The sequence below is a fragment of the Corynebacterium sp. HMSC067D03 genome (assembly GCF_001811185.1).
In the GTDB taxonomy this organism is placed as follows: Bacteria; Actinomycetota; Actinomycetes; order Mycobacteriales; family Mycobacteriaceae; genus Corynebacterium; species Corynebacterium coyleae.
On record NZ_KV803812.1, the window covers coordinates 1 to 23752 of the forward strand.

The window sequence follows — 23752 nt, forward strand, 5'->3', positions numbered from 1 at the left end:
CGACACTGCTACCAAATAACCGGTCGCAACAGCACAGCGCCTAAGGCGCATACGGAAGCTGGGTTAACATTTACTCATGTCTGTTTCTGAGCTGTCCACCAGTACCCAGAACTATTTGAAAGCTATCTGGGGGCTAAAGGAATGGTCATCCGAGCCCGTTACCGCCACACTTATAGCGAAACAGCTGGGACTCAAGCTCTCCTCGGTCTCCGATGCAGTGCGCAAAATGTCGAAGCAAGGGCTCGTGTCACACACGCCCTATGGCTCTGTGGAGTTAACCGAACTTGGCAGGCAGTACGCATTGGTCATGGTGCGCCGCCACCGATTGCTTGAGTCTTTTTTGGTTCAAGCATTGGATTATACGTGGGACGAGGTCCATGATGAAGCCGAAAATCTTGAACACGCGGTGTCTGACATGCTCATAGAGCGCGTGGATAAGTTCCTCAATTACCCCACTAGGGATCCACACGGCGACCCTATCCCTACGGTTGATGGACAGGTCACTATCCCCAGTGCGCACCGTCTCACCGACAGCGGCGCACAACCGCAGGTGACCGTGGAACGCATTTCTGATTCCGACCCACAACTGCTGGCCTTCCTCAAAGAGCAAGGCATCGTCATTGGGGCTGTTCTTACCACGCGCGAAGGAACGCCCTTTTCAGAATCGCTCGAAGTACAGGTAGCCGACAGTACTCAGTGGGTAGTACTTGGGCGTCCAGCTACGGACGCAGTGTTTGTAGCACACCACAGCCTGTAGTCTTTCCCTTTCTCATTAATCCTGTCCCTACCTGCCCTTTTAAAAACTACGGTGCGGCGTAGTTTGCAACTACGGTAGTACGTAGTTAATCTTTTCGATCATCACCTATCCCACTTATGGCTAAGGCCAGGATGAGCAGGATTGTCATGTCAGACTCACCAGATTTGGTGTACTTTTCTAGCGTTTCTGAAAACACAAAAAGATTCGTCGAACGCTTAGATAGACCCGCAGTGCGCATTCCACTGCGGCCCAAGAAAACCGGAATGATCCAGGTTTCACACCCGTACGTACTCATCGTTCCAACCTACGGCGGTGGCTCGCTCAAACGCGCAGTCCCCAAACAGGTCATCGACTTCCTCAATGACCCAATCAACCGTTCCTTTATCCGGGGCGTGATTACCTCAGGCAATACCAACTTCGGAAGCGCTTACTGCGTCGCCGGCCGCATCATTTCCGCTAAGTGCCACGTTCCAGAGCTGTATCACTTCGAGCTACTCGGCACGCAGAAGGACGTTGCCGCTGTAAAGCAGGGCCTTCACAAGTTTTGGGAGCAGCAAAGCAACTAACAATTACACCCCATTGATTTCCCACAAAATGAAGACCACATCCGCACCACACAGATTGGAAACCACAATGCCGCCACTTAAGGCCACCCCCACACAGCCCATTGGCCCTACGCCCCGCACCGCTTCAGCAGACGATGCCGGCGGTGTCGGTAAGCGCAAGAGCTACCATGCACTCAACGCGCAGCTGAACCTATTCGACGATTCGGGAAGAATCCAGTTCGACAAGGACATTGAGGCAACACAAGACTTTTTAGCGCACCATGTCACTCCCCGCATGCATCAGTTTGAATCCACCAAGCAGCGCTTGGAGTGGTTGGTTGATAACGAATACTACGAGCGGGAATTCCTTGAGCTTTATGATGACGATTTTCTGTGCACTATGTACGACAGAGCCCACCGAGCCAAGCATCAGTTCCGCACTTTCCTCGGCGCATTTAAGTTCTTTACTTCATACGCACTGAAAACCTTTGATGGCTCGCGATTTCTGGAAGGCTACGAAGAACGCGTCGCCACCACAGCTTTGTACCTTGCACAGGGCGATGAAGAGCTTGCGGAGAAGCTGGTGGATGACATCATGACCGGACGCTTCCAGCCCGCCACCCCTACTTTTCTCAACGCAGGAAAAGCCCAGCGTGGCGAAATGGTCTCCTGCTTCCTCCTTCGCATCGAAGACAATTTGGAAAGCATTGGCCGCAGCGTGAACTCTGCACTGCAGCTTTCAAAACGCGGCGGTGGTGTGGCCTTGTTACTGAGCAATCTGCGCGAATCCGGAGCCCCAATCAAAAAGATTGAGAACCAAGCTTCCGGCGTAGTCCCAGTCATGAAAATTCTGGAAGATAGCTTCAGCTATGCCAACCAATTGGGCGCTCGACAGGGCGCTGGAGCCGTCTACCTACATGCGCACCATCCAGATATTCTTCGTTTCCTGGATACCAAGCGGGAAAATGCCGATGAGAAAGTCCGCATTAAGACTCTTTCGCTGGGAGTTGTTATTCCAGATATAACCTTCCAGCTGGCCAAAGAGAACAAGGATATGCATCTTTTTAGCCCGTATGACATCGCTCGCGAGTACGGCGTAGCCATGTCTGACATGTCTATCACCGAGTATTACGACGAGCTGGTTTCCAATCCGCGAATTTCTCATACGACTATCAAGGCCCGCGAGTTTTTCACCACGCTGGCTGAGCTTCAGTTTGAATCTGGATACCCCTACATACTCTTTGAGGATACGGTCAACCGCGCTAATCCCCTCAAAGGACATATCAATATGTCCAATCTGTGTAGTGAGATCCTCCAGGTCAACACGCCATCCACCTACGGCGCCTCAGGTAACTACACCACCGTTGGCCAGGACATTTCCTGCAATCTAGGGTCGCTCAACATCGCTAAAGCTTTTGAATCACCGGACTTTGGGGAAACTGTTGAAACCGCGGTGCGCGCTCTCACGAAGGTCTCAGACCTAACAAATATCGAAGCTGTTCCTTCCATCGCTCACGGTAATGCATCCATGCATGCCATCGGGTTGGGCCAAATGAATCTCCACGGTTTCCTGGCTTCCAAGCGTATTCCTTATGGCTGCGCCGAAGCACTGGACTTTACAAATATCTATTTCCTGACCGTGACCTATCATGCGCTCCGTGCATCCCATGCGCTAGCGGTTGAGAAAGGTCAACGATTCACTGGCTTTGAAGAATCCACCTATGCCACTGGCGTCTACTTCGACAAGTACATCGACCAAGACTGGGCGCCGGCCACTGACCACGTAAAACAGCTATTCCATGAGGCTGGCGTGCAGATTCCTCAACGCGAGGATTGGCTACGGCTCAAGAACCAAGTGATGCAAGACGGCATCTACAACGCCTACTTGCAGGCAGTTCCACCCACTGGATCAATTTCCTACATCAATGACTCCACCGCGTCCATACACCCGATTGCCTCCAAGATTGAAATACGCAAGGAAGGCCGCTTGGGGCGCGTGTACTACCCCGCACCGGAAATGACCAACGACAACTTGGAGTATTTCGATGACTCCTACACCGTGGGGTACAAAAAAATCATCGACACCTACGCTATGGCCACCCAACACGTGGACCAAGGGCTTTCCCTGACTTTGTTCTTCACCGCTGACACCACTACGCGGGACATCAACAAGGCACAAATCTATGCCTGGAAAGCCGGAATCAAGACCTTGTACTACATCCGTTTACGCCAACCTGCACTCCAGGGAACCGAGGTCGAAGGCTGCGTTTCCTGTGCTCTGTAGGAACACGGTCCTTCCTTCATTCACAACCATCCATCAAGAAAGAAAGAAGCTATGTCTTCAACATCAAACACTGCTGAGCTAACCAGCATCTCAGTTACGCCGCCAAGTTACCGGCATGACCCTTCAGCCCGCATCCGCGCCATCAATTGGAATCGGGTGAGCGATGAGAAGGATCTTGAAGTGTGGAACCGCCTCACCGCCAACTTTTGGTTGCCAGAAAAGGTTCCACTTTCAAACGATCTCCCGGCGTGGCAGAGGATGACACCGGAGGAACGCAACCTCACCATGCGGGTGTTCACGGGACTCACCACCCTGGACACCGTCCAGGCCACTGTGGGCGAAATCTGTCAGATCCAAGATGCCCGCACCGAGCACGAGGAGGCCGTGTATACCAACATCGCCTTCATGCAATCAGTCCATGCCCGTTCTTACTCTTCAGTGTTTTCTACTTTGAGCAGTACGAAAGAAATTGATGAGGCATACCGCTGGGCGGTGAATAATGACCTTCTCCAGGCACGCGCCAAAAAAGTGCTCACTCATTATTTTGGACCCGATCCACTCAAGCGCAAAGTGTCATCGACGCTGCTTTCCTCGCTGCTTCTCTACGCGGGTTTCTATCTTCCCCTGCATTTTTCCGTCCACGCCACCCTGACAAATACGGCAGACATGATTCGCCTCATTCTGCGTGACAAGGCAGTGCACGGTTACTACTCAGGCTACAAGTACCAGCGCGGACTGGAAACGTCTGCTCCACAACGGCAACAGGAGATGCATGATTTCACTATTTCCTTGCTCGAAGAGCTTTATGCCCTAGAGCTGGATTATTCCGGCGAGCTATATGAGCCGTTGGGGCTCATGGATGATGTAGCTGTATTCGTTCGCTATAACGCCAATAAGGCGCTCATGAATTTGGGCTACCCGGACTACTTCCCACCTGAAGAAACGGAAGTGAACCCGGAAATCCTCGCTGCCCTAGCACCTGGAGCAGATGAAAACCATGACTTCTTCTCCGGCTCCGGTTCCTCCTATGTCATTGGCACCGCTGAAGAAACGAGTGATGATGACTGGGATTTCTAAACCGTTTCCACGACCAGACCAAGGAAGCTGGCTTGAGACCATCGCGCTGTTTGAAGCCATCCGCGAAGGAAACCAACCAGCAGCCATGCGGCTTTTGGATACGTCCGCCGCACGGGAGGCCGTCCTCGGGGGACTGTTAGGACTCATCGAACTGTACTTCCGCCATGAAGAAGACAAAGTGGATAACTTTCTTACTGCCGCCCACGCCGCCGGGCCACCGCCTGCCTTTGGCTGCAAGCCTTTTCTCCCTTGATCGCACGTACCTACGCCCAACTAAGAAGAAAGGACTTCCTATGACCACCCCACGCATTAGTGTTATCGTCGGCAGCCTGCGCCGCGGCTCATTTGCGCGCAAGATTGCACACGAAGTGCTCACAATGATCCCTGAAAACTACCAGGCAGACATCGTTGAAATCCGTGACTTGCCGCTCTATGACTTCGACTACGATGACCCCTCGGTCACGGACAAGCCCATTCCAGCTGAGTACACCACTTTCCGCGACACCATCAAGAACTCGAGCGGCGTCCTCTTTGTTACCCCGGAAAATAACCGTACTATCCCTGCCTGTCTCAAGAATGCAGTGGACATCGGTTCCAAGCCCAACTCGGATGTGGCTTGGAAGAACCTTCCCGCAGGTATCATCAGTCACTCTGTAGGCCGCATGGGCGGCTACAGTTCACAGAAGAACCTCCGGCTCGCCCTGTCCTACTTCGATATGCCGCTTCCTGGTCAGCCCGAGGTATTCCTTGGCCAATCCCCCACCCTCTTCGAAGACTCCGGCCATCTCAATGAAGGCACCGCAGGCTTTGTCAAAGACTACGTTATACGCTTCCTGCAGTTGGTCGACATGACATTAACAGCCAAGCACAGCTAGCGACGGCGACTAACCCTAGCCACCGCCCTCTACGAAGTACTTGAAGGCTTCTAAAGGGCCTTCTCAAAGACACAAACCCCGGATTCACACTCATCCTTGAGTTACCTGAATCTGAACCCAGGACGCTTCAAAAAACACCGCTCTAATTCTTCGATTTTCGCTGAATTAGAGCGGTTTTAGCGCTGTCGCTGGACACTGACCCTGGCGACATCCTGTTAGGCCGCTACAGGGCCATACAGGGCAGGGGAGACCCCCATCTACGGCTTGCCGCCGTCGGGGGGTGCTGGGCATCTACTCTTCGGGCCTGACGCTGCTCACCCTTGGGATTAAGATCTCGCGTCCGGCGGCTGCAGCTATCGACGGCGTCATTTTGACCATCGGCACCATCTGGGTCGTCTTCGTCTCCCAAAGCTTCCTTGGGCCGTTCCAGTCGTTCCTGATCACCCTCGGCGTGCCGCTGGCTAGCTGGGCAGGCATTCTCGTTGCGGACATCTTCGCCCGCACTAAGGATTACGACGAGCCGGCGTTGTACGATTCGGCAGGTCGCTACGGCGCCGTGGACTGGACCTCGATCGGGATCCTTGCCGTGTCCTCGGTGATCGGTTGGGGTCTTGTGGCCAACATGTTTGCGGAGGAAGCTTCCTGGAACAACTGGCAGGGATACTTCCTGCCACTGGTTGGGGAGCACTGGGCGGACGCGAACCTCGGTGTGCTCGTCGCACTCGTACTCTCCTTCGTGGCGGCGTGGTTTGGGCGCCGGGGCCGCATCCGCCGTCAGGAGGGGACTGCGGCCTAGGAGTCGCGCCCTGCCGTGCCCGACCCGGCGTCCTACCGCGCCGGGTTGCTGACCAAGATCCGATCCACCTGCTCGGCCAAATCTTCCGGCGCGGTGTCGAAGTCGCCGGGCAGTTCCCGATCCGCCTGCTCGAGCGCTTCCTGGTCGTGCTCGCCGGTGGCAAGGTGCGCCTCCGCCTCGTCGAGAAGCCGCTTCAACCGTGTCAGGTTGAGTTGGTAAGCACCGTCGTTTTCGGGGCCGGGGACCTCCTGGAGCCAACCCGTGCCGGTGAAGGTGGGCAGTGTCGCATCGATGATGTCGCGCTTCAGCCAGTTGGTCATGCGGGGCCCACCGAAGTTTTCCACCCGGCCCGCTGTTGCTTGGCGGACGGTGCCGGTGGGGGTGAGGGTGGGGCCAGTGGTGTCGTCTGCAAGCAACGCCACCTGCATCAAAATTTTCAGTTCTCGGGGAAATAGGGACGGGGCTTCAATGCACCCCACTGCGGCTTTGAGCAGTTCGCCCAACAACGCCTCCTTATTCGGTTGTGTTCGGACAAGGAGACATTATAAATCCGCCTCCGACACCGGGAGGCGGATTCTCGAACGGATGTGTGGTTTGTGGTTAGCGCTGCAACTTCCAGATCACGGAGTTCGTGGAACCTGCGCGCACGAGCGCGATGTTGGCGGTGTCGAAGACGTAGAGCTCACCGGTAAAGCCCGGGACAATGAACGCGGAGCCGAAGCGCTGCACCTGCAGCGGGTTGAGCTTCTTCGGCTGGCCCACAAAGCCTTGGTTCCAGCAGTGGGTGCCGGTAAAGCCTCGGCTGATGGACACTGCGGGGATGAGCTGCTCTGGAGGGTTGCACTCCGGCTGGGTTTTGCGGGCGGTGTCGGAGACGCAAATGGTTTTGGTTTCGCCGCCGACTTGGTAGGACTCGCAACGCACGTTGCCGTTCTGGTTGGAGTAGGTACCGACGTTGTTTTGTGCGGCGGCGGAGGGGGCGAGGGCTGCGGTGGCGGTAAGGATCGCGACGGCAGCGACGGTTACTGGGGCTGTACGTGTGATCTGCATAACAGAAGTATTCCAGGCTATCCCCAGCGTTGCACGCCTCCTGGCAGCGATTTCAGCACAATTCCGAGTTGTTTCGCCTGCTCTGCGTAGGTTTCTACAAATTTTTCAGAACGCACCCCGCCCGCGCAGTAGACCACCACCTCGTCGCCTTCGACGTACTCGGCCAAGGCAAGGTCAACGGCATCGGGGTTGTGCTCGATCTGGCTCAGTGGCAGGTGGGCGGAGTTAACCGGCAGGTCCGCGATCGCCCGCTCGTGGGGTTCGCGGATGTCCAGGGCGTGGGCGGTGCCGGTGGTGATGTCGTCGAAAAGCAACTGCCCCTCAGTGCTCACGGCGCAGGCGTCGGTGTAGGTGGCCAAGTGCGTGACCAGAGGGCGCGCCGGGTCGCGGGGGACGGTGAAGCGGCGGATGGTGGTGGTCAGCGCGTCGTACATGTGCAGCCGGCCGATCTCCGCCTCGCCGATGCTCGCGAGGAACTTCACGGCCTCGGTGGACATCAGCCCACCCACCACGGAGGTGGTCACGCCGAGCACACCCGCGGTGGCACAATCCGGCACGGAATCCGCATCCGGCTGGGTGGGGTAGAGGTCCCGCATGCCCACGCCACCCTCTGGCGCGCCGGGGCCGGAGTGCCACAGAGCGATGTCGCCGCGGTAGCGCAGCACCGAACCCCACAGCAGCGGCGTGCCGGTGATTTCGGCGGCGTCGGCGGCGAGGAATTTGGTGGCAAAGGTATCTGAGCCGTCGATAAGTAAGTCGATGCCGTCAAGGGCCTCGATGAAGTTGTCGGCGGTCAGGCGATCCTTCACCGGCGTGACAGTGATGCCGGGCTGGAGCGCGCGCAGGCGCTCTGCGGCCACCTCCACCTTGCTGCGGCCGACGTCCTCGGCGCCGAAGAGGATCTGGCGGTGGATGTTGGTGATGTCCACGTGGTCGTCATCCCACACCGTAATGTTGCCAACGCCCGTGGCGGCCAGCGTCTGCATGACGGGGCAGCCCAGGCCACCGGCGCCGATGACCAACACGTGCGCGTCGTATAGGCGTTCTTGCTGCTCCGGGCCGAATCCGGGCAGGTTCATCTGGCGCGCGGTGCGCTTGAGTTCGTTTTCCGGCAGCACGGCCCTACAGCACCGCGTCTTCCCAGTCGGCCCAGCTGGCCAAACCGTCGAAGGTGGACGACGCCACGGCGTGCTCGCGCTTCGGGATGCGCCCAGCAGCGCGGGCCAGGCGGCCGGCCTCCACCGCGTGGCGCATCGCGTGCGCCATGGCCACCGGGTCCTGGCAACGGTTCACCGCGCTGGCGAGCAGCACGCCAGAACACCCGAGTTCCATGGCAAGGGAGGCGTCGGATGCGGTGCCCAGGCCGGCGTCGATAAGCACCGGCACCTGCGCGCGCGAGCAGATCAACTCAATGTTGTGCGGGTTGAGGATTCCAAGTCCAGTGCCAATCGGGGAGCCCAACGGCATCACCGCCGCAGCACCGAGATCCTCCAGGCGCTTCGCCGCCACCGGGTCGTCGGAGGTGTACGCCAGCACCGTAAAGCCCTCGTCCACGAGCATCTCGCAGGCGTCGACGGTCTCCACCACATCGGGCAGCAGTGTGCGGTCGTCCGCGATGACTTCCAGTTTCACCCAGTCCGTGCCCAGCGCCTCACGCGCAAGTTTCGCCGTGATTACCGCGTCGCGCGCCGTGCGACACCCCGCAGTGTTCGGCAGCGGACGGATATTTAGGCGCCCCAGCAGGTCAAACACGCTCTCGCCCGCGCCGGTGGTCGCGGAGTGGCGGCGCATCGCCACCGTGGTCATCTCCGTTCCACTTGCCACCAGGGCGCGCTCCAGCATGTCAAAAGAACTCGCCCCACCCGTGCCCATAATCAGGTGGGATTCAAACCGCTGACCAGCAATTTCAAGCACGTCTAGCCTCCTTGGACGGCGGTGAGGATGTCCACCTCTGCGTCGTCGATAAGCGCCTGCCCCCACTGCGAGCGCGGCACGACCTCACCGTTCACCGCTACGGCAGTGCCGGCCTCAGGCGCGCCGACCTCCGCCACCAACTCCTGCACAGTCGTGGCTTGGGTGGTGGTCCTTTCACCGTTGAGCGTTAGTTGCATTCGTGCCTCCTCGGGTCGCATGCGGATAAGTTTATGAATGGTGCTTGCTTTTCGACGACCCCAGCACCACACCGAGCCCCCAACGCCGCCAGCAAAATCCCGTGCCGGAAGTAACCGGTGGACACCACGGTGCGCTCGTCGATACGACCGATGTACGGCAAATCATCCGGCGTGCCCGGGCGCGCACCGGCGCCGGCCTCGAGGAAATCGCACTCCTCAACCGCCGGCACCACCTCAATCGCATCCCGCAGCAGCTGGTGAACGCCCTGCACCTGCGGCTGGTCGCGGCCGTCCTCGCGTGTAGTCGCGCCGATAGTCAGCGTGTGGTCCTCGCGCGGAATGAGGTAGATCGGACGATCCTCCACAAACCCGCGCACCACATGGTTCAGCAGCGGGTACTGATGGTCCGGCACACGCACGTGCAGCACGTCGCCGTACACCGGGCGCAGATCCAGAAACGGCACAAGGTCACGAGCACCCAGACCATTAGCGACGACAACCTGATCCCCGTCCAGCTCGTCCGTACTATCCACGCGCTCGTACTTGAATGTCACCCCGGCATTCGCGCAGGCATCCAGGAGCGCCTTGGTAAACAAGCGCGGCTGCACCTGGTGGTCACCTGCAATCCGCACCGCACCGTTAATGGCAGGGGAGAGCGCCGGCTCAAGACCGCGCGCCTGCCGAGTGGTGACCTTCTCCACCGCCATGCCGTGCTTTTCCTGATACTCGCTCAGTTCCGCCAGGTGCGTCTTGTCCGCAACATCGCGCGCGACCACCAGCGTGCCCTCCGTGCGATAGCCCGTGGGCAAATCCGAGTACTTCGCGGTGAGCTTGATCAGATCCGGGTAGAGCGCCGCAGACGCCGCCATCAGCGGAAAGAGCGGGTCTTGCTTATAGACGACTTCAGCGGTAGGAGCGAGCATCCCACCCGCATAATGCGACGCCCCCGACACCGGTGCCGGGTCGTACACCGTGACCGCATGGCCGCGATCCGCCAACGTAAGCGCAGTGGACAGACCGATGATGCCAGCACCGACAACCGAGATATTCACAGCGATCAGGGTAGCGCTTTTGCCCGGTCCGTTTGGCCCCTTTCAAACTCCGCGACCACGCGCTCGCAATAGTCCTGGGAATTATCGGCGTGCATGATGCCGCGAACAATGGCCAACCCGTCCACGCCGGCAAGCGCCAGGTGGTACGCGTCGTCCACCGTCACGTCCCCGATGGCCACCAGCGGCACCTGGGCAGCCTCCACCAGGGGCGGGTAGCCGCCGAAGCCTAGGGGAGGCCGGCCCGAGTCCTTCGTCGGGGTGTTGCGGAAGGGGCCGCAGCCGATGTAATCGATCACGTCTTTGTATGCGTTCGCAGCCTGAACCAGTTCCATCGTGCCGGTGGTCAGGCCGATGATCGCGTCCGGGCCGAGCAGGTCGCGCGCTACCTTCACGTCCAGATCGTCTTGGCCCACGTGCACGCCGGCGATGCCGTGGTCGCGTAGTGCTAGGGCGACGTCGACGCGGTCGTCGATAAGCACCTGCGTCTTCGGGTTCACCTCGTGGACGGCCTCGGCCACCTCGCGGGCAAGGTCGTACAGGTCGCGCGCACTAATCGGCTTCGAGCGCACCTGCACCACCCCGGCACCGCCAGCCGCGGCGGCGCGGGCGCGCTCCACAATGTCGTCACCCTGGCCGGTGACAAAATAACAGCGTAAATCGAGTTCGGGTTTGCCCATAAGCTGCGAATCCATGCACATCACCCTATGCGGATTAGATCTGCAGCGGGCCGGTACGCGTCGGATGGCCCAGCGGCTCGATGTGCACGATCGTCTCCGCGCCACCAAGCGCTGCGGCGATACCTTCCTCCACCGCATCCGCGTGATCGTGGGAGTGATCCACCGTCCAGGAGCCTGGCACCTGCATAACCAGGTTGACCAAGCGGTCGCGGCCAGCCTCCGCCGTACGCACCGACGTGAACGTCACGCCGTTGTCCTTGGCATAGGCATCCAGAAAGTTATGGACAACCTTCTGCTCATCCTCGGGCAGCGTGTGCGACAGCAGCCCCAGGATCGCACCCTTGAGCAACTTGTAGCCGGTGAACAGGATGTTCAGGCCAACTAGTAGCGCCACAATCGGGTCGAGCGGCTGCCAGCCGGTCAGCCACACCAGCGCCATGCCCACGATGACGCCCACCGTGGTCCACACGTCCGTGATCAAGTGGTGCCCGTCCGCGTTCAGAGTGGTGGAGCGGTACTTCTTACCCGCGCGGATGAGCGCGACACCCACGCCGAGGTTCAACAGCGTGGCCACGATAGAGAACGCCAGGCCGATGCCGAGCTGCTGCACCGGTACCGGGTTGATCAGGCGATCCACCGCCGTATAAATGATCACTATAGAGGCGATCAGGATGAGTGTGCCCTCCACCTGGGCGGAGAAGTACTCGGCGCGGGAGTGGCCGAAGTTGTGGTTGTCGTCCGCCGGCTTGGCTGAAAGCTTCAGCGCCCACAGGCCCACGGCGGCTGCGACGAGGTTGATCCCGGACTCCAACGCGTCCGATAAGAAACCCACAGAACCCGTCACCCACGCCGCGATTGCCTTCAGCACAATCGTGACAATGGTAGCGCCGATGGAGAGCCACATGAAGCGCTCTAAAAGTTTTTGTTCATCAACAGCTGCCCTGGTAGAGGCGGGTTCTTGGGTATTCATAGCGGGACGAATCGTAGCACTTGCGTACGCTGGTTGTCCACGTCAATGCTGTCTCATTGAAAGGAACACACCATGGGCCGTTGGGTCGTCGCAATCGCAGGTGCCGTCGTGGGCGCGCTGTTCTTTGGCTGGCTGCTGCAAATGCTCGGCGTCACCGGCATCCTTTACACCGTCGGAGTACTTATCGGGTCCGCTGTGACCTCCTCTGCCGCCGGTGCACTGATCAAGCCCGGGCGGTAACCCGGGCGCGTTGTTGTTTCCCACCAGTTAGGAACACCCCTTATGGCGCGCACACGCCGTCTCCACTCAGACCCCTTGATTTTCTTCTCCGCCTTGGGGTTCATTCTCATCTTCGTTGCGGGCACCATCGCGTTCGGCGACACCGCCCGCGAGTCCTACGCCGCCGTCTCTGGCTGGCTGATGGACCACTTCACGTGGCTCTACGTCGGCGGTATCTCCGCCACGCTGGTCTTTTTGATCTGCGTGTTCGTCTCCCGCTACGGCAACCTGCGGCTTGGCGACGACGACGATGAACCCGAATACTCATACCCCGTCTGGTTCGGCATGCTCTTTGCCGCCGGTATGGGCGCAACGCTGCTGTTCTGGGGTGCCGCCGAACCGCTGAACCACGCCTTCAACCCGCCACGCGGCGGCTACGAATCCATGAGCCGCGACGCCATCATCCAAGCGTTCGAGTTCACCTACTACCACTTCGGCATCCACATGTGGGTCATTTTCACGTTGCCTGGTCTGGCGGTGGGGTACTTCGTCTATAAGCGCAAAATGCCCGCGCGAATGTCCTCCATGTTCGCGCCACTGCTCGGCCGCCGCGTGTACGAAGCGCCCGGCAAACTTCTCGACGCCCTGGGCATCATCGGCACCGTCTTCGGCCTCGCCGTCTCCGTCGGCCTGGGTGTACTGCAGATTTCCGCCGGCATGAACATCCTCTGGGACGTGCCCCTGGTCACCCCGGTGCAGATCGCGATCATCTGCGGCATCACCATCGCCGCCTCCATCTCCGTGGCAACCGGCCTGGACAAGGGCGTGAAGATCCTGTCCAACCTGAATATCGCCGGCACCATCGCCCTGATGCTCTTCGTGCTGCTCACCGGCCCCACCCTGAAACTGCTCGGCCAGATCACCGAATCCTTCGGCATCTACGCCCAATCCCTGCCCGAGCTGATGTTCTGGGTCGACTCCTACAACGACAACCCCGGCTGGCACGCCACCTGGACCGCCTTCTACTGGGCATGGACCATCTGCTGGTCGCCATTCGTGGGCATGTTCTTCGCCCGCATCTCCCGCGGCCGCACCGTCCGCGAATTCATCGGCGGCACCCTGCTGCTGCCCACCGCGTTCGACCTGGTGTGGTTCTCCATCTTCGGCCGCGCAGCCATCGACATGGAAGAGCGAAACCCGGGCGTGCTGACCAAACCCGTGGTGGAAGACGGCGACACCCCACAGGCACTGTTCACCCTCCTTGCGGACTACCCCCTGTACACCATCACCGGCACCGTCGCCCTGATCGTGATCGTGTTCTACTTCGTCACATCCATGGACTCCGCCGCCCTGGTGATGGACATGTTCGCCTCCGGCGAGGAAAACAAATCACCCACCTACTACCGCGTCGGCTGGGTGGTCGCCGTCGGCCTGGTCACCGGCGCGCTGCTGTTTATCAACGACTCCGGCATCAACGCCCTCCAACAAGTCGTGATCATCATCGCCCTGCCGTTCTTCTTCATGTACTTCGTCATGATGTACTCCCTGGTCAAGGCCATGAGCGACGACTCCGCCGCCGCCCGCAAGACCCGCTCCCGCACCTGGGAGAAGACCGACACCGCCGAGAAACTCGAAGAAGGCGAAAACAAACCCGCGCCGGGTTACGACGCGCAAGGCAACGAGGTGGAGCGCCCCGAACTCGAATACGATGCCGAGGACGACTCCTGGAAGTTCCCCGAAGGCTTCAAACTCGAGCGCGGCGAGCGCGACACTATTGTCGACGAACGCCGCCAGGACTAGCGCTTGGCCTAGCGCCAGAACTAGCGCTTGATCCGCATCTTGCGGTGGGGAACTCCTGTATCCAGGAATTCCTCACCCTCGGCCACCAGCCCGAACTGCTCGTAGTAGCCGACAAGGCCGGCCTGCGCCTCGATGACCAAATCCCCGGGGAAGCGCTCCGTGTACTCGATACCCGTGCGCACGATCTCCGGGCCAAGGCCCGAGCCGCGGTGGTCGGGATGGACCACGAAACGCCCAAAGCGCGATCCCGTCTCGGTGGGGAAGACGCGGGCGCAGCCGGCGAGGGTGTCGTCGTCAAGCAATGCAAGGATGTGCTTCGTCTCGGGGTTGGCATCCTGATCATCAATCTCCGCGTACGGGCACTGCTGCTCCGCCACGAACGTATCCACCCGCAACTTGTACAACTGGTGGACCTGACGCGGCGTCATCTCATCCAGCGATAGAAACCTGATCATTCTTCGGCTCAATCCTTCCTGTCTTGCCATACGAGAGGTGGCGGTGCGCCCACTCAAACGGACCCTGCTTCCCGGCGCGCTCCAGCAGCACCGCGAGCGCCAGCGTGATCGCCCACACCAGCAGGCCAATGCCCAGCTTGCCGGTCACCGTGGTGTCCAGGCCGATGCCCAGAAACGCCGGGGTGCACAGCAAGATGAACAGCACCGACTGTGCCAGGTACCCCGACATGGAACGCTTGCCCAACGCCACGAACGCCCGCGCCCATCCCGGCACGTTGTTGTTCAGCCTGTGCGTGGCCAGCGCGAGTGCCGCCAGGATGCCCGGGCCTGTGAAGTAACCCACCGCCTGGTTCAGGATGAACAGCGGCAGCTCCCACTGTGCCGGCAGCACGCCCGCGGCCGCCAAGCCCCACGGCAGCCCGATGCCCACGATGATCACCGCGGCGATAACGGTCCAGGTGATGAGGGTTTTGCGGTGCGTGGTGACGTCGATAAGCACCCGCTCCCGCGCCCACACAAACCCGATAATCGCCAACGCCCACAACTGCAACGCCGCAACAGGCTGCATGGCCAACATGCCCAACGCCATCTGCAGGTTTGAGGAGAAATATGCCGCTGGCGTATCAAACGTGATCGTCGGATCCGGCTGTATGATCGCCTCCGAAGAATTGAAGAAAAACGCCGAGACGCCACCTAACACCCCGAACGTGGTGAACAAGCCCAGGATCGAATACGCCACAATGCGCAACGTCTTCGTCGACCACGACAACCCCCACGCCAACAAGATGCCCACCAGGCCATACGTGAGCATGATGTCGCCATAAAACAGGCCAAGCATGTGTGCCAAACCAAACAACGCGAGCACTGCGTATCGACGAACCAACACCCGCCGCGCATCCTTCAACGGATAGTGCTTGCGGTAGAGACTGGCCGCCACCAGCCCGAAGCCGAACCCCAACAGGGTGGAGAACATCGGCAGCCCGCGCACGTGAATAAACATCGCGGCGAACACGGCGCTGACCTGGTCGATGACGCTGTCCGGGCGGACACCACCCACCGACCAGCCCGCACGCGACTGGTCCTCAGACCAATCATTCGTGATCCACGTCTGCGCCACATTGGCCATCGCGATGCCAAGCAGTGCGGTGCCGCGCGCCAGATCAGGCACGATCAGGCGCTGCTTTAGGGGCTGCGCGGGTTGCTGAGGTTGCGCGGGTTGCTGGTTCGGGTGCGGTGCCGCATGCGAAGTCATGCGGCTCAACCTACACGGCTACTGCGACATGTTCGCTACGGCATCAGCCACGGCGACACCGCCGCCAAAATCGTGCGCGTCGAATGGTCCAACACCGGATCCAAATCCGGCGCGAACAGGGGAGAGTGGTTCGCCGGAGCGCCCTCCATTTCCTTCTTGCTGCCTACCGCCCAGTAGAAGTACGGCACGCCCCAAGCTTCCGCGATGGTGGGGAAGTCCTCCGAACCCGACAACCGGCCGAAGTTGCCCGCGCGCTTACCAAACTGCTCGCGGAACACCGCCATGACCTTCTCCGTCGGCTCCTCGTGGTTACTAAACACCGGGGCGCCGCCAATGACCTCGAAGGTGGGCTCCCGGTCGCAACCCGCAATGGCGCATTCTCCTTGGACGATGCGCTTGATGTCGCCGTTAAGCTTGTCCGAAATTTCCTGCGTAAACGCGCGCGTGGACACCTTGAGCTCCACCGAATCCGGGATGGTGTTCGGCGAATCGCCGCCGTGGACCGCGCCGACCGTGACTACGCCCATCTCCTGCGGATCGATGTTGCGCGAAATGATCGTCTGCAGGCTCATGATCACCTTCGCCGCAAGCACCACCGGGTCGATGCCATGCTGCGGCATCGAGCCGTGCGAGCCGCGGCCGAAAATCGTGATCTTGGTCTGCACGCACGTGGAAAACACCGGGCCGGACAGTGCGCCGACGCCGTAATCGTCGATCCACGGGCCCACGTGCTGGCCCAACACCACATCCGGCTTGACGATCTTCTCCGCCAAACCCGCTTGCGCCATATCCACCGCGCCCGCGCCGGTTTCCTCACCCGGCTGGAACAGTGCGATAAACGTGCCCGACCACAGGTCCTTGTGCTGCGCCAACGCCTCCGCCGCACCCAGCAGGGCAGTCGTGTGCATGTCGTGGCCGCACGCATGCATCCGGTTCAGCGCCGGGTCCGCCGAGTATTCCAGGCCGGTCGCCTCGCTGATCGGCAGGGCATCGAAATCCGCGCGGAAGCACACCACCGGACCCTCGCCGTTTTCCAGCACGCCGACCTTGCCCGTCTTGCCCACCGCCGTGACGGTGTAACCGATCGCGGTGAGTAGCTCCTCAATGCGTTGCGAGGTAGCAAACTCCTGCATCGACAGCTCCGGGTTCCGGTGGAACCACTTGTAAAGGTCTTCGCGCTTGTCGCGCGTCTTGTCGATCGTGTCCTCGAAACCTGCGAGGCGTCCAGTGAGTTTCGGTAAGTCAGCCATGGGCCTACCTTACGTGCCCGAAAGCACCCCCGGGTGGGTCTTCGTATGGTTGAATGGTGCCAATGTTGCCCAAGTGATTACTGTGGCAAAAGTTGTCTTCACGCGCCTTCGAAACACTGATAGGGGATAAGTATGCGCCGCCTCCCATCGGCCCGCACCATTGTCGCTGCCGCCGTCTCCGCCCTCGCTCTCGTCGTCACGCCTGCTCTTAGCGCAGACGCCGCACCCGCGATGGCACAAAACGCAGCGCCCGTCGACACCGCCGACCCCAACTACATCTGGCGCACCGACATCATCTCCAAAGCCCTCGCCGGCAAACCCGGAGCCGACCGCGTCCTCCACCGCGTCCCCGGATCCTTCCACGACGCCCCCCGCGTCCCCGCAGAAGCCGACCAAGCCCGCGCACGCGGCAACGCCCTCTACGGACCCGGCACCCCGCTCTACGTCGGCAACACCCCCGGCTCCGAATTCATGTGCACCACCACCGTCGCCGGCTACAACGACCGCGGCCAAAAAGTCGCCCTCACCGCCGGCCACTGCGGCAACGTTGGCGACAAGGTCAAATCCGCCGACGCACCCCAACTCGGCACCACCGGCACAATCACCCAAGTAGACAAACAAAAAGACTTCGCCGTGATCACCCTGGACAAAAACACCGAAGTCACCCGCACCTACGACGGCATCACCGCCAACCACGTCGGCGGCGCCCCCGTCCGCCCCGGCGGCACCGTGTGCAAGAAAGGCGTCGCCTCCGGCTACACCTGCGCACCCACCTTCACCGACTGGGACACCCACAACGTCAACCACGTCTGCGCCATGCAAGGCGACTCCGGCGCCCCACTCATGGTCGGCGACCGCGTCATCGCCATGGTCAACGGCGGCACCTGGCACGCACCATTCGACATCGCATGCCACAGCCCGCTACAAGGCCCGATCCACGCGCCAACCGCATCAGCGCGTCTCGACTCCGTCCTGCCATCCGTCAAAGGCGGGTTCCGGCTCCCGTAGTTCTTAGCGCCCGGGGCTTGGGGGAGTCGCGGGGAGGCAAAGACCGCTAGGCGCGGAGGCGGTCGGCGATCTCGTCGACCACGCGGGGGTTACCCGCAACGCACCAGGTCACGCCACCGGCATCGACCTTGACGCAGCGGCCGCCGACGGCCTCCACGAGCGCCTTGCCGGGCAGCCAATCCCAGTCGGGCACAGAGTGCTGCATCCACGCACCCATCTGACCTGCGGCGATGTTCGCCAGGTCGACGGAGCCGGCGCCGAGCATGCGGATCGTGGCGGCCCCCGAAACGACGCGCAGCCAAGGTTCGCGGACCTCGTCGGAGGACATAAAGGTGGGGTGGAGGTAGGTCACCACGGCGCTCTCGGCGAGCGGGGCGTCCGCGAGGGTAGGCAACGCGACCCCGTTGCGGGTGGCCACGCCGTCGGCGGCGACCCAGGTCGTGTCCAAGGCAGGGCGGTGGATGGCGGAGATGAGTGGGGTGGGGGACGGGGAGTCGTCGATAAGAGCGAGCGCCGAGCAGAAGTAATCGGAGCCTTGCGAGAAGTTGTAGGTGCCATCGACGGGGTCGATCACCCAGGTACGGCCGGTGTGGGAGGGGCGGTTGGCGCCCTCCTCGCCGATGACGCCGTCGTCCGGGCGCAGCGCCTCGAGCGCATTGGCGACGAAACGCTCCGCGGCACGGTCCGCCTCCGTAACCACGTCGGATACGGAGGTTTTGAACTCCGTGCCCAGGCCCTCGGCACGCATGCGGAGGGCAAGGCCGCCGGCGTGCTGGACGAGTGCGGTGGCCAGTTCGGCGTCGGAGGAGGAACGGTGTGCGTTGATAAATGCTTCAGTCACGCCGCCATTATGGCGCAGTCGGCGCACCCTCGCGGGTCTCGGGGAGGTAGACGTTGGAGCCTAAGTCGCGGAACTCCTGAGCCATCTCGCGCTCGCCGGCCTTGGCGTCGGGGCCTGCACCGCCAGCACCGCCAGCGCCGCCAGCACCGCCCGAGAAGTCGAATGACGGCATGCCGAGGTCTGCGATTTGGTCGGCGAACTCGTCGCGAATGTCCTGGCTGATGCGCATCGAGCAGAACTTTGGTCCGCACATGGAGCAGAAGTGGGCGGTCTTCGCGGGCTCGGCGGGCAGGGTTTCGTCGTGGTAGGCCTCCGCGGTGTCGGGGTCGAGGGAGAGGGCGAACTGGTCGTGCCAGCGGAACTCGAAGCGTGCCTTGCTCATGGCGTCGTCCCAGTCGCGCGCGCCGGGGTGACCCTTGGCTACGTCGGCGGCGTGGGCGGCGAGTTTGTAGGTGATCACGCCAGTTTTCACGTCGTCGCGGTTGGGAAGTCCCAGGTGTTCCTTCGGGGTGACGTAGCAGAGCATGGCGGTGCCGCCGGCGGCGATGTTGGCGGCGCCGATGGCAGAGGTGATGTGGTCGTAGCCAGGGGCGATGTCGGTGACCAGGGGGCCGAGGGTGTAAAACGGCGCGCCGCCACACCACTCCTGCTCCTTCTCGTTGTTTACCTGGATCATGTTCAGGGGAACGTGGCCGGGGCCCTCGATCATGACCTGGACGTCAAAGTCCCAGGCGCGGCGGCAGAGTTCGCCGATGGTTTTGAGTTCGGCGAATTGGGCGGCGTCGTTGGCGTCGGCGAGGGAGCCGGGGCGCAGGCCGTCGCCAAGCGAGAATGCGACGTCGTACTGGGAGAAGATCTCGCAGAGCTCGTCGAAGTTTTCGTACAGGAAGGATTCCTTGTGGTGGGCGAGGCACCAGCCAGCCATGATCGAGCCGCCGCGGGAGACGATGCCGGTGACGCGCTTGGAGGTCAGCGGCACGAAGGGGAGGCGAACGCCGGCGTGGACGGTCATGTAGTCCACGCCTTGCTCGCACTGTTCGATGACGGTGTCGCGGAAGATCTCCCAGGTCAGGTCCTCGGCGATGCCGTCGACCTTCTCCAGTGCCTGGTAGATGGGCACAGTGCCGATGGGCACGGGGGAGTTGCGCAGGATCCACTCGCGGGTGGCGTGGATGTCGTTGCCGGTGGACAGATCCATGACGGTGTCGGCACCCCAGCGGGTGGCCCAACGCAGTTTCTCTACCTCTTCGCGGATAGAGGAGGTTACGGCGGAGTTGCCAATGTTGGCGTTGATCTTGGTCAGGAACGCGTTGCCGATGATCATCGGCTCGCTTTCCGGGTGGTTGACGTTGTTCGGGATGATCGCGCGGCCGGCGGCAACCTCCGCGCGGACCTTCTCTACGTCGCAGTGTTCACGCAGCGCCACGAATTCCATCTCGCGGGTGATTTCGCCGCGCCGGGCGTAGGCCATCTGGGTGACACGCTTGCCCGGCTTGGCGCGCAACGGTTTGCGGGAGGCGCCACGCCACTCTTCGCTGGCGGAGCCGCGGCGGACGGCAGCGCGGCCGTCGTCAAGCAAATTGCGCTCGCGGCCGACGTATTCCTCCACGTCGCCGCGGGCGGTGATCCACTCGCCGCGCAGGTTGGGCAGGCCAACTTCCGGCTCGGCCCAGGGGCCGCGGGTGCGGTAGATCTTGAACGGCTCGTTGGGGCCGGTAGGGGAGTCGTCCAGGTGGATCGCGGTTTCCGGAACCTCCAGCCCGTCCTTCAGAATCGGCGCGTATGCGTGCTTGGGGTGGATTTCCTGGGCATAAATATCGGCATGCGTTTCAGGCACGACCTTCTCCTTACTTCCTTCGCTGGTGCTAACCAGACAGGTTCGAACGGTGCTCGCGCAGGCGTAGCGCGATCTCAGCCCGATGCCTCGGGCGCCCGTGTGGGGTCGCAGCACACTCTATCCCGTCGTGGTGGCTGCGTCAGGCAGTTCGCTAGACTTCCCGGTTATGCAGCCCGAGACTCAAGCGCGGATTAAGGATCTTTCGTCCACACTTTCCACCATCGAGAAGGTGATGGACCTCGACGTGCTCCGCGAGCGCGCCCGCGAACTCGAGGCCCAAGCCGGCGACCCGTCTCTGTGGGACGATCCGGCGCACGCACAGCAGGTGACCACTGAGCTTTCCAATGTGCAGTCGCGGTTGAAGAAGGTCACGTCGTTGCGCTCGCGTATCGACGACCTGCCGGTCATGTACGAACTCGCCGAAGAAGAAGGCGACCCCTCGATGGCCGACGACGAGTTGGCGGACGTGGCAGCGCAAATCGATTCGCTTGAGGTGCAGACCATGCTCTCCGGCGAATACGACGAGCGCGAGGCCGTGGTCAACATCCGCTCTGGCGCCGGTGGCGTGGACGCGGCGGACTGGGCGGAGATGCTCATGCGTATGTACGTGCGTTGGGCGGAAAAGGCTGGCCACAAGGTGGATGTGTACGACATCTCCTACGCCGAAGAGGCCGGCATTAAGTCCGCCACCTTTGTTGTGCACGGCGATTACCTCTACGGCCAGTTGTCGGTGGAGCAGGGCGCGCACCGGCTTGTGCGTATCTCGCCGTTTGATAACCAGGGCCGCCGCCAGACCTCGTTCGCCGAGGTGGAGGTGCTTCCGGTCGTGGAGCACACCGACCACATCGACATCCCGGATTCGGACATCCGCGTGGACGTCTACCGTTCCTCTGGCCCGGGCGGACAGAGCGTGAACACCACCGACTCCGCGGTGCGCATCACCCACATTCCGACCGGCATCGTGGTGACCTGCCAGAACGAGAAGTCCCAGATTCAGAACAAGGCGTCGGCGCTCAACGTGCTGCAGTCCAAGCTTCTGGAGAAGAAGCGCCAGGAGGAAAAGGCGGAGATGGACGCCCTCGGCGCGGGTGGTAACGCCAGCTGGGGCAACCAGATGCGCTCCTATGTTCTGCACCCGTATCAGATGGTGAAGGACCTGCGCACCGACTACGAGGTGGGCGACCCGCAGAAGGTGCTCGACGGTGACATCGACGGCTTCCTGGAGGCCGGCATCCGCTGGCGTATGGCACAGCAGCAACAAGAGTCACACCAGTAACGGGTAAGGTGTGTCGCGTGATCCGATTCGACCATGTGACCAAGACGTATCCGACGTCCACGCGCCCCGCGCTCAACGACGTCACCCTGGAGATCCCAGACGGCGAGTTCGTCTTCCTGATCGGCGCGTCCGGCTCCGGCAAATCGTCGTTCTTGCAGTTGATGATCCGCGAGGAAAACGTCACCTCCGGCGACATCTACTTCGGCGACTTCCACGTCAACGCACTGTCTGGCAAGCAGATCAACACACTGCGCCAGTCCATCGGCTACGTGTTCCAGGACTTCCGCCTGCTGCCCAACCTCAACGTGTACGACAACGTGGCGTTCGCGCTCGAGGTGATCGGCAAGCCGAAGGACCGCATTGCCAAACTCGTGCCGGAGGCGCTCGAACTTGTCGGCCTCGGCGCGAAGGCGAATCGTATGCCGCGCGAGTTGTCAGGTGGTGAGCAGCAGCGTGTTGCGATTGCGCGTGCGTTCGTCGATAAGCCAAAGCTCATGCTTTGCGACGAGCCCACGGGCAACCTCGACCCCGGCACCGCCGACGAAATCATGGCCTTGCTTGCGCGTATTAACCGCATGGGAACCACCGTGGTCATGTCCACGCACAACGCGCGTGCGGTGGATGACATGCGCAAACGCGTCATCGAACTGCAGTTAGGCAAGGTCGTGCGCGACGAACAAAACGGCGTCTACGGGGATGTGAGGAAGTAACCATGAATTGGAATTTCATCTTCCGCGAAGGCTTCAAAGGCCTCGGCCGCAACCTGACCATGACCATCGCGCTGGTGATCACCACGGCGCTCTCACTCGCGCTCGTCGGCACGGGCATTTTGATCTCGCAGGCCACCGCCGATACGAAGAAGCTCTACCTCGACCGCGTCGAAGTGATGGTCGAGTTGGACGAGGACATCTCCGCGGGCGACAAGGACTGCTCCACCGACGCCTGCAAACAGGTACGCGACACCCTGCAGGGCGACGACCGCGTCGAGCAAGTCACCTTCCGCTCCCGCGAGCAGTCCTACGAGCGGTTCGTGGAACTGTTCCAGGACGCCGAGCCGGAACTCGTGCGTGAGACCACCCCGGATGCGCTGCCGGCCGCACTGCACGTGCGCCTGGAGGACCCGACCGACACCGCGCCGCTTGACGCGATCCGTGAGCTGCCGCAGGTCACCGTCATTTCAGACCAAGCCGACACCGTGCGCTCCGCCGCCGGCACGCTGAACACGTTCCGCAACGCCGCCTTCGTCATCGCCGCCGCACAGGCGCTGGCCGCTGTGTTCCTGATCGCGAACATGGTGCAGTTGGCTGCGTTCAACCGCCGCGAACAGATCGGCATCATGCGCATGGTCGGCGCCTCGCGCTGGTACACCCAGGCCCCGTTCGTGCTCGAGGCCGTGATCTCCGTACTGCTCGGCGCGGTGCTGGCCACCTTCGGCGTGTGGGCCGGCAAGCAGTTCCTAGTGGACCCGCTGCTCGGCGACCTCTATGCCTCCCAACTCATCGCCCGCGTCCCCGACTCTGCCGTGTGGGCCGTCATGCCACTGACCGGGCTCGTCGCCATGGTGCTCGGCGGCCTCGCAGCCCAGGTGGCACTTCGCTCCTACGTGCGGAAGTAGTACAC

The 23752-nt window shown here is 61.4% G+C and carries 26 protein-coding genes and 1 riboswitch; of the genes, 13 read left to right on the forward strand and 13 right to left on the reverse strand.

Features of this window, described 5'->3' with window-relative positions; all coding sequences use genetic code 11:
• The first annotated feature begins 76 nt into the window (after positions 1-76).
• The 7 genes from HMPREF2785_RS12310 to HMPREF2785_RS05190 all read left to right on the forward strand — a co-directional run bounded on the left by HMPREF2785_RS12310 (position 77) and on the right by HMPREF2785_RS05190 (position 6334).
• The gene (locus HMPREF2785_RS12310; RefSeq protein ID WP_022862719.1) at positions 77-757 is read left to right on the forward strand and encodes a metal-dependent transcriptional regulator; all 681 of its coding nucleotides are present in this window, start codon (positions 77-79) and stop codon (positions 755-757) included.
• Between the two features lie 116 nt (positions 758-873).
• Complete coding sequence (gene nrdI, locus HMPREF2785_RS05170) at positions 874-1323, forward strand: class Ib ribonucleoside-diphosphate reductase assembly flavoprotein NrdI (protein WP_052093126.1); 450 nt, start codon at positions 874-876, stop codon at positions 1321-1323.
• A gap of 67 nt (positions 1324-1390) precedes the next feature.
• Positions 1391-3586 (forward strand): class 1b ribonucleoside-diphosphate reductase subunit alpha, encoded by a 2196-nt coding sequence (gene nrdE / locus HMPREF2785_RS05175; RefSeq protein ID WP_052205721.1) that lies wholly within the window; start codon positions 1391-1393, stop codon positions 3584-3586.
• A gap of 51 nt (positions 3587-3637) precedes the next feature.
• The gene (gene nrdF / locus HMPREF2785_RS05180; protein WP_034666259.1) at positions 3638-4663 is read left to right on the forward strand and encodes a class 1b ribonucleoside-diphosphate reductase subunit beta; all 1026 of its coding nucleotides are present in this window, start codon (positions 3638-3640) and stop codon (positions 4661-4663) included.
• Positions 4644-4916 carry a hypothetical protein gene (locus tag HMPREF2785_RS11815; RefSeq protein WP_133065267.1) on the forward strand — a complete coding sequence of 91 codons (273 nt, stop codon included), beginning with the start codon at positions 4644-4646 and terminating at the stop codon, positions 4914-4916. Before nrdF ends, HMPREF2785_RS11815 begins: the two co-directional genes overlap by 20 nt.
• A 40-nt stretch (positions 4917-4956) precedes the next feature.
• Positions 4957-5538 carry an NADPH-dependent FMN reductase gene (locus HMPREF2785_RS05185; RefSeq protein WP_022862715.1) on the forward strand — a complete coding sequence of 194 codons (582 nt, stop codon included), beginning with the start codon at positions 4957-4959 and terminating at the stop codon, positions 5536-5538.
• A 280-nt stretch (positions 5539-5818) separates the two neighbouring features.
• On the forward strand, positions 5819-6334 hold the full coding sequence (locus tag HMPREF2785_RS05190) for a cytosine permease (protein ID WP_141743335.1): 516 nt from the start codon (positions 5819-5821) through the stop codon (positions 6332-6334).
• 32 nt (positions 6335-6366) lie between these two features.
• Here the strand turns inward: HMPREF2785_RS05190 and HMPREF2785_RS05195 are convergent, their stop codons facing one another.
• The 8 genes from HMPREF2785_RS05195 to HMPREF2785_RS05230 form a co-directional block, all read right to left on the reverse strand.
• Positions 6367-6837: a hypothetical protein gene (locus tag HMPREF2785_RS05195; protein WP_070452108.1), complete on the reverse strand. Its 471-nt coding sequence runs from the start codon at positions 6835-6837 to the stop codon at positions 6367-6369.
• Between the two features lie 97 nt (positions 6838-6934).
• Positions 6935-7384, reverse strand: coding sequence for a hypothetical protein (locus HMPREF2785_RS05200; protein ID WP_070422538.1), 450 nt, complete (start codon positions 7382-7384; stop codon positions 6935-6937).
• 17 nt (positions 7385-7401) lie between these two features.
• Positions 7402-8502, reverse strand: coding sequence for a ThiF family adenylyltransferase (locus tag HMPREF2785_RS05205; RefSeq protein ID WP_256374913.1), 1101 nt, complete (start codon positions 8500-8502; stop codon positions 7402-7404).
• A gap of 4 nt (positions 8503-8506) precedes the next feature.
• A complete protein-coding gene (locus HMPREF2785_RS05210) occupies positions 8507-9298 on the reverse strand; it encodes a thiazole synthase (RefSeq protein WP_070569006.1) in 792 nt (263 codons plus the stop codon).
• A 2-nt stretch (positions 9299-9300) separates the two neighbouring features.
• Positions 9301-9495, reverse strand: coding sequence for a sulfur carrier protein ThiS (gene thiS / locus HMPREF2785_RS05215; RefSeq protein WP_070614447.1), 195 nt, complete (start codon positions 9493-9495; stop codon positions 9301-9303).
• A complete protein-coding gene (thiO, locus tag HMPREF2785_RS05220; RefSeq protein WP_070483061.1) occupies positions 9486-10547 on the reverse strand; it encodes a glycine oxidase ThiO in 1062 nt (353 codons plus the stop codon). The genes thiS and thiO overlap by 10 nt, the downstream gene beginning before the upstream one ends.
• A gap of 5 nt (positions 10548-10552) precedes the next feature.
• On the reverse strand, positions 10553-11224 hold the full coding sequence (locus HMPREF2785_RS05225) for a thiamine phosphate synthase (RefSeq protein WP_070483064.1): 672 nt from the start codon (positions 11222-11224) through the stop codon (positions 10553-10555).
• A 34-nt stretch (positions 11225-11258) separates the two neighbouring features.
• A complete protein-coding gene (locus HMPREF2785_RS05230; RefSeq protein WP_070614448.1) occupies positions 11259-12194 on the reverse strand; it encodes a cation diffusion facilitator family transporter in 936 nt (311 codons plus the stop codon).
• 72 nt (positions 12195-12266) lie between these two features.
• On the opposite strand from HMPREF2785_RS05230, the gene HMPREF2785_RS05235 reads away from it, so the two are divergent.
• Entirely contained in the window at positions 12267-12434 is a 168-nt protein-coding gene (locus HMPREF2785_RS05235) for a glycerol dehydrogenase (protein WP_070422543.1), read from the forward strand.
• A gap of 42 nt (positions 12435-12476) precedes the next feature.
• Positions 12477-14213 carry a BCCT family transporter gene (locus tag HMPREF2785_RS05240; RefSeq protein ID WP_083308882.1) on the forward strand — a complete coding sequence of 579 codons (1737 nt, stop codon included), beginning with the start codon at positions 12477-12479 and terminating at the stop codon, positions 14211-14213.
• Positions 14214-14233: 20 nt separating this feature from the next.
• Here HMPREF2785_RS05240 and HMPREF2785_RS05245 read toward each other — a convergent pair whose 3' ends face one another.
• From HMPREF2785_RS05245 to HMPREF2785_RS05255, 3 genes are read right to left on the reverse strand one after another with little or no spacing between them, the layout of a single operon-like run.
• Complete coding sequence (locus HMPREF2785_RS05245; protein WP_070614449.1) at positions 14234-14668, reverse strand: GNAT family N-acetyltransferase; 435 nt, start codon at positions 14666-14668, stop codon at positions 14234-14236.
• Positions 14643-15920 carry a DUF418 domain-containing protein gene (locus HMPREF2785_RS05250; protein WP_083308883.1) on the reverse strand — a complete coding sequence of 426 codons (1278 nt, stop codon included), beginning with the start codon at positions 15918-15920 and terminating at the stop codon, positions 14643-14645. The genes HMPREF2785_RS05245 and HMPREF2785_RS05250 overlap by 26 nt, the downstream gene beginning before the upstream one ends.
• A gap of 35 nt (positions 15921-15955) precedes the next feature.
• Complete coding sequence (locus tag HMPREF2785_RS05255) at positions 15956-17170, reverse strand: amidohydrolase (RefSeq protein ID WP_070452085.1); 1215 nt, start codon at positions 17168-17170, stop codon at positions 15956-15958.
• Between the two features lie 132 nt (positions 17171-17302).
• Here HMPREF2785_RS05255 and HMPREF2785_RS05260 point away from each other — a divergent pair, with 132 nt between their 5' ends.
• Positions 17303-18178, forward strand: coding sequence for a chymotrypsin family serine protease (locus HMPREF2785_RS05260; RefSeq protein WP_141750644.1), 876 nt, complete (start codon positions 17303-17305; stop codon positions 18176-18178).
• 46 nt (positions 18179-18224) lie between these two features.
• Here the strand turns inward: HMPREF2785_RS05260 and HMPREF2785_RS05265 are convergent, their stop codons facing one another.
• Both HMPREF2785_RS05265 and thiC read right to left on the reverse strand, forming a co-directional pair.
• Positions 18225-19019, reverse strand: coding sequence for an inositol monophosphatase family protein (locus HMPREF2785_RS05265; protein ID WP_246821161.1), 795 nt, complete (start codon positions 19017-19019; stop codon positions 18225-18227).
• Positions 19020-19026: 7 nt separating this feature from the next.
• Positions 19027-20856, reverse strand: a complete 1830-nt coding sequence (gene thiC, locus HMPREF2785_RS05270; protein WP_070614459.1) for a phosphomethylpyrimidine synthase ThiC — start codon at positions 20854-20856, stop codon at positions 19027-19029.
• Positions 20854-20965, reverse strand: a riboswitch (TPP riboswitch). It overlaps the preceding gene by 3 nt.
• A 57-nt stretch (positions 20966-21022) precedes the next feature.
• Between thiC and prfB the strand changes: the two genes are divergently transcribed.
• The 3 genes from prfB to ftsX are packed head-to-tail and all read left to right on the forward strand — an operon-like array spanning position 21023 to position 23747.
• Complete coding sequence (gene prfB / locus HMPREF2785_RS05275; protein WP_070422547.1) at positions 21023-22132, forward strand: peptide chain release factor 2; 1110 nt, start codon at positions 21023-21025, stop codon at positions 22130-22132.
• Between the two features lie 17 nt (positions 22133-22149).
• Positions 22150-22842: a cell division ATP-binding protein FtsE gene (gene ftsE / locus HMPREF2785_RS05280; protein ID WP_070483076.1), complete on the forward strand. Its 693-nt coding sequence runs from the start codon at positions 22150-22152 to the stop codon at positions 22840-22842.
• Positions 22843-22844: 2 nt separating this feature from the next.
• A complete protein-coding gene (gene ftsX, locus HMPREF2785_RS05285; protein ID WP_070614450.1) occupies positions 22845-23747 on the forward strand; it encodes a permease-like cell division protein FtsX in 903 nt (300 codons plus the stop codon).
• Positions 23748-23752: the final 5 nt, after the last annotated feature.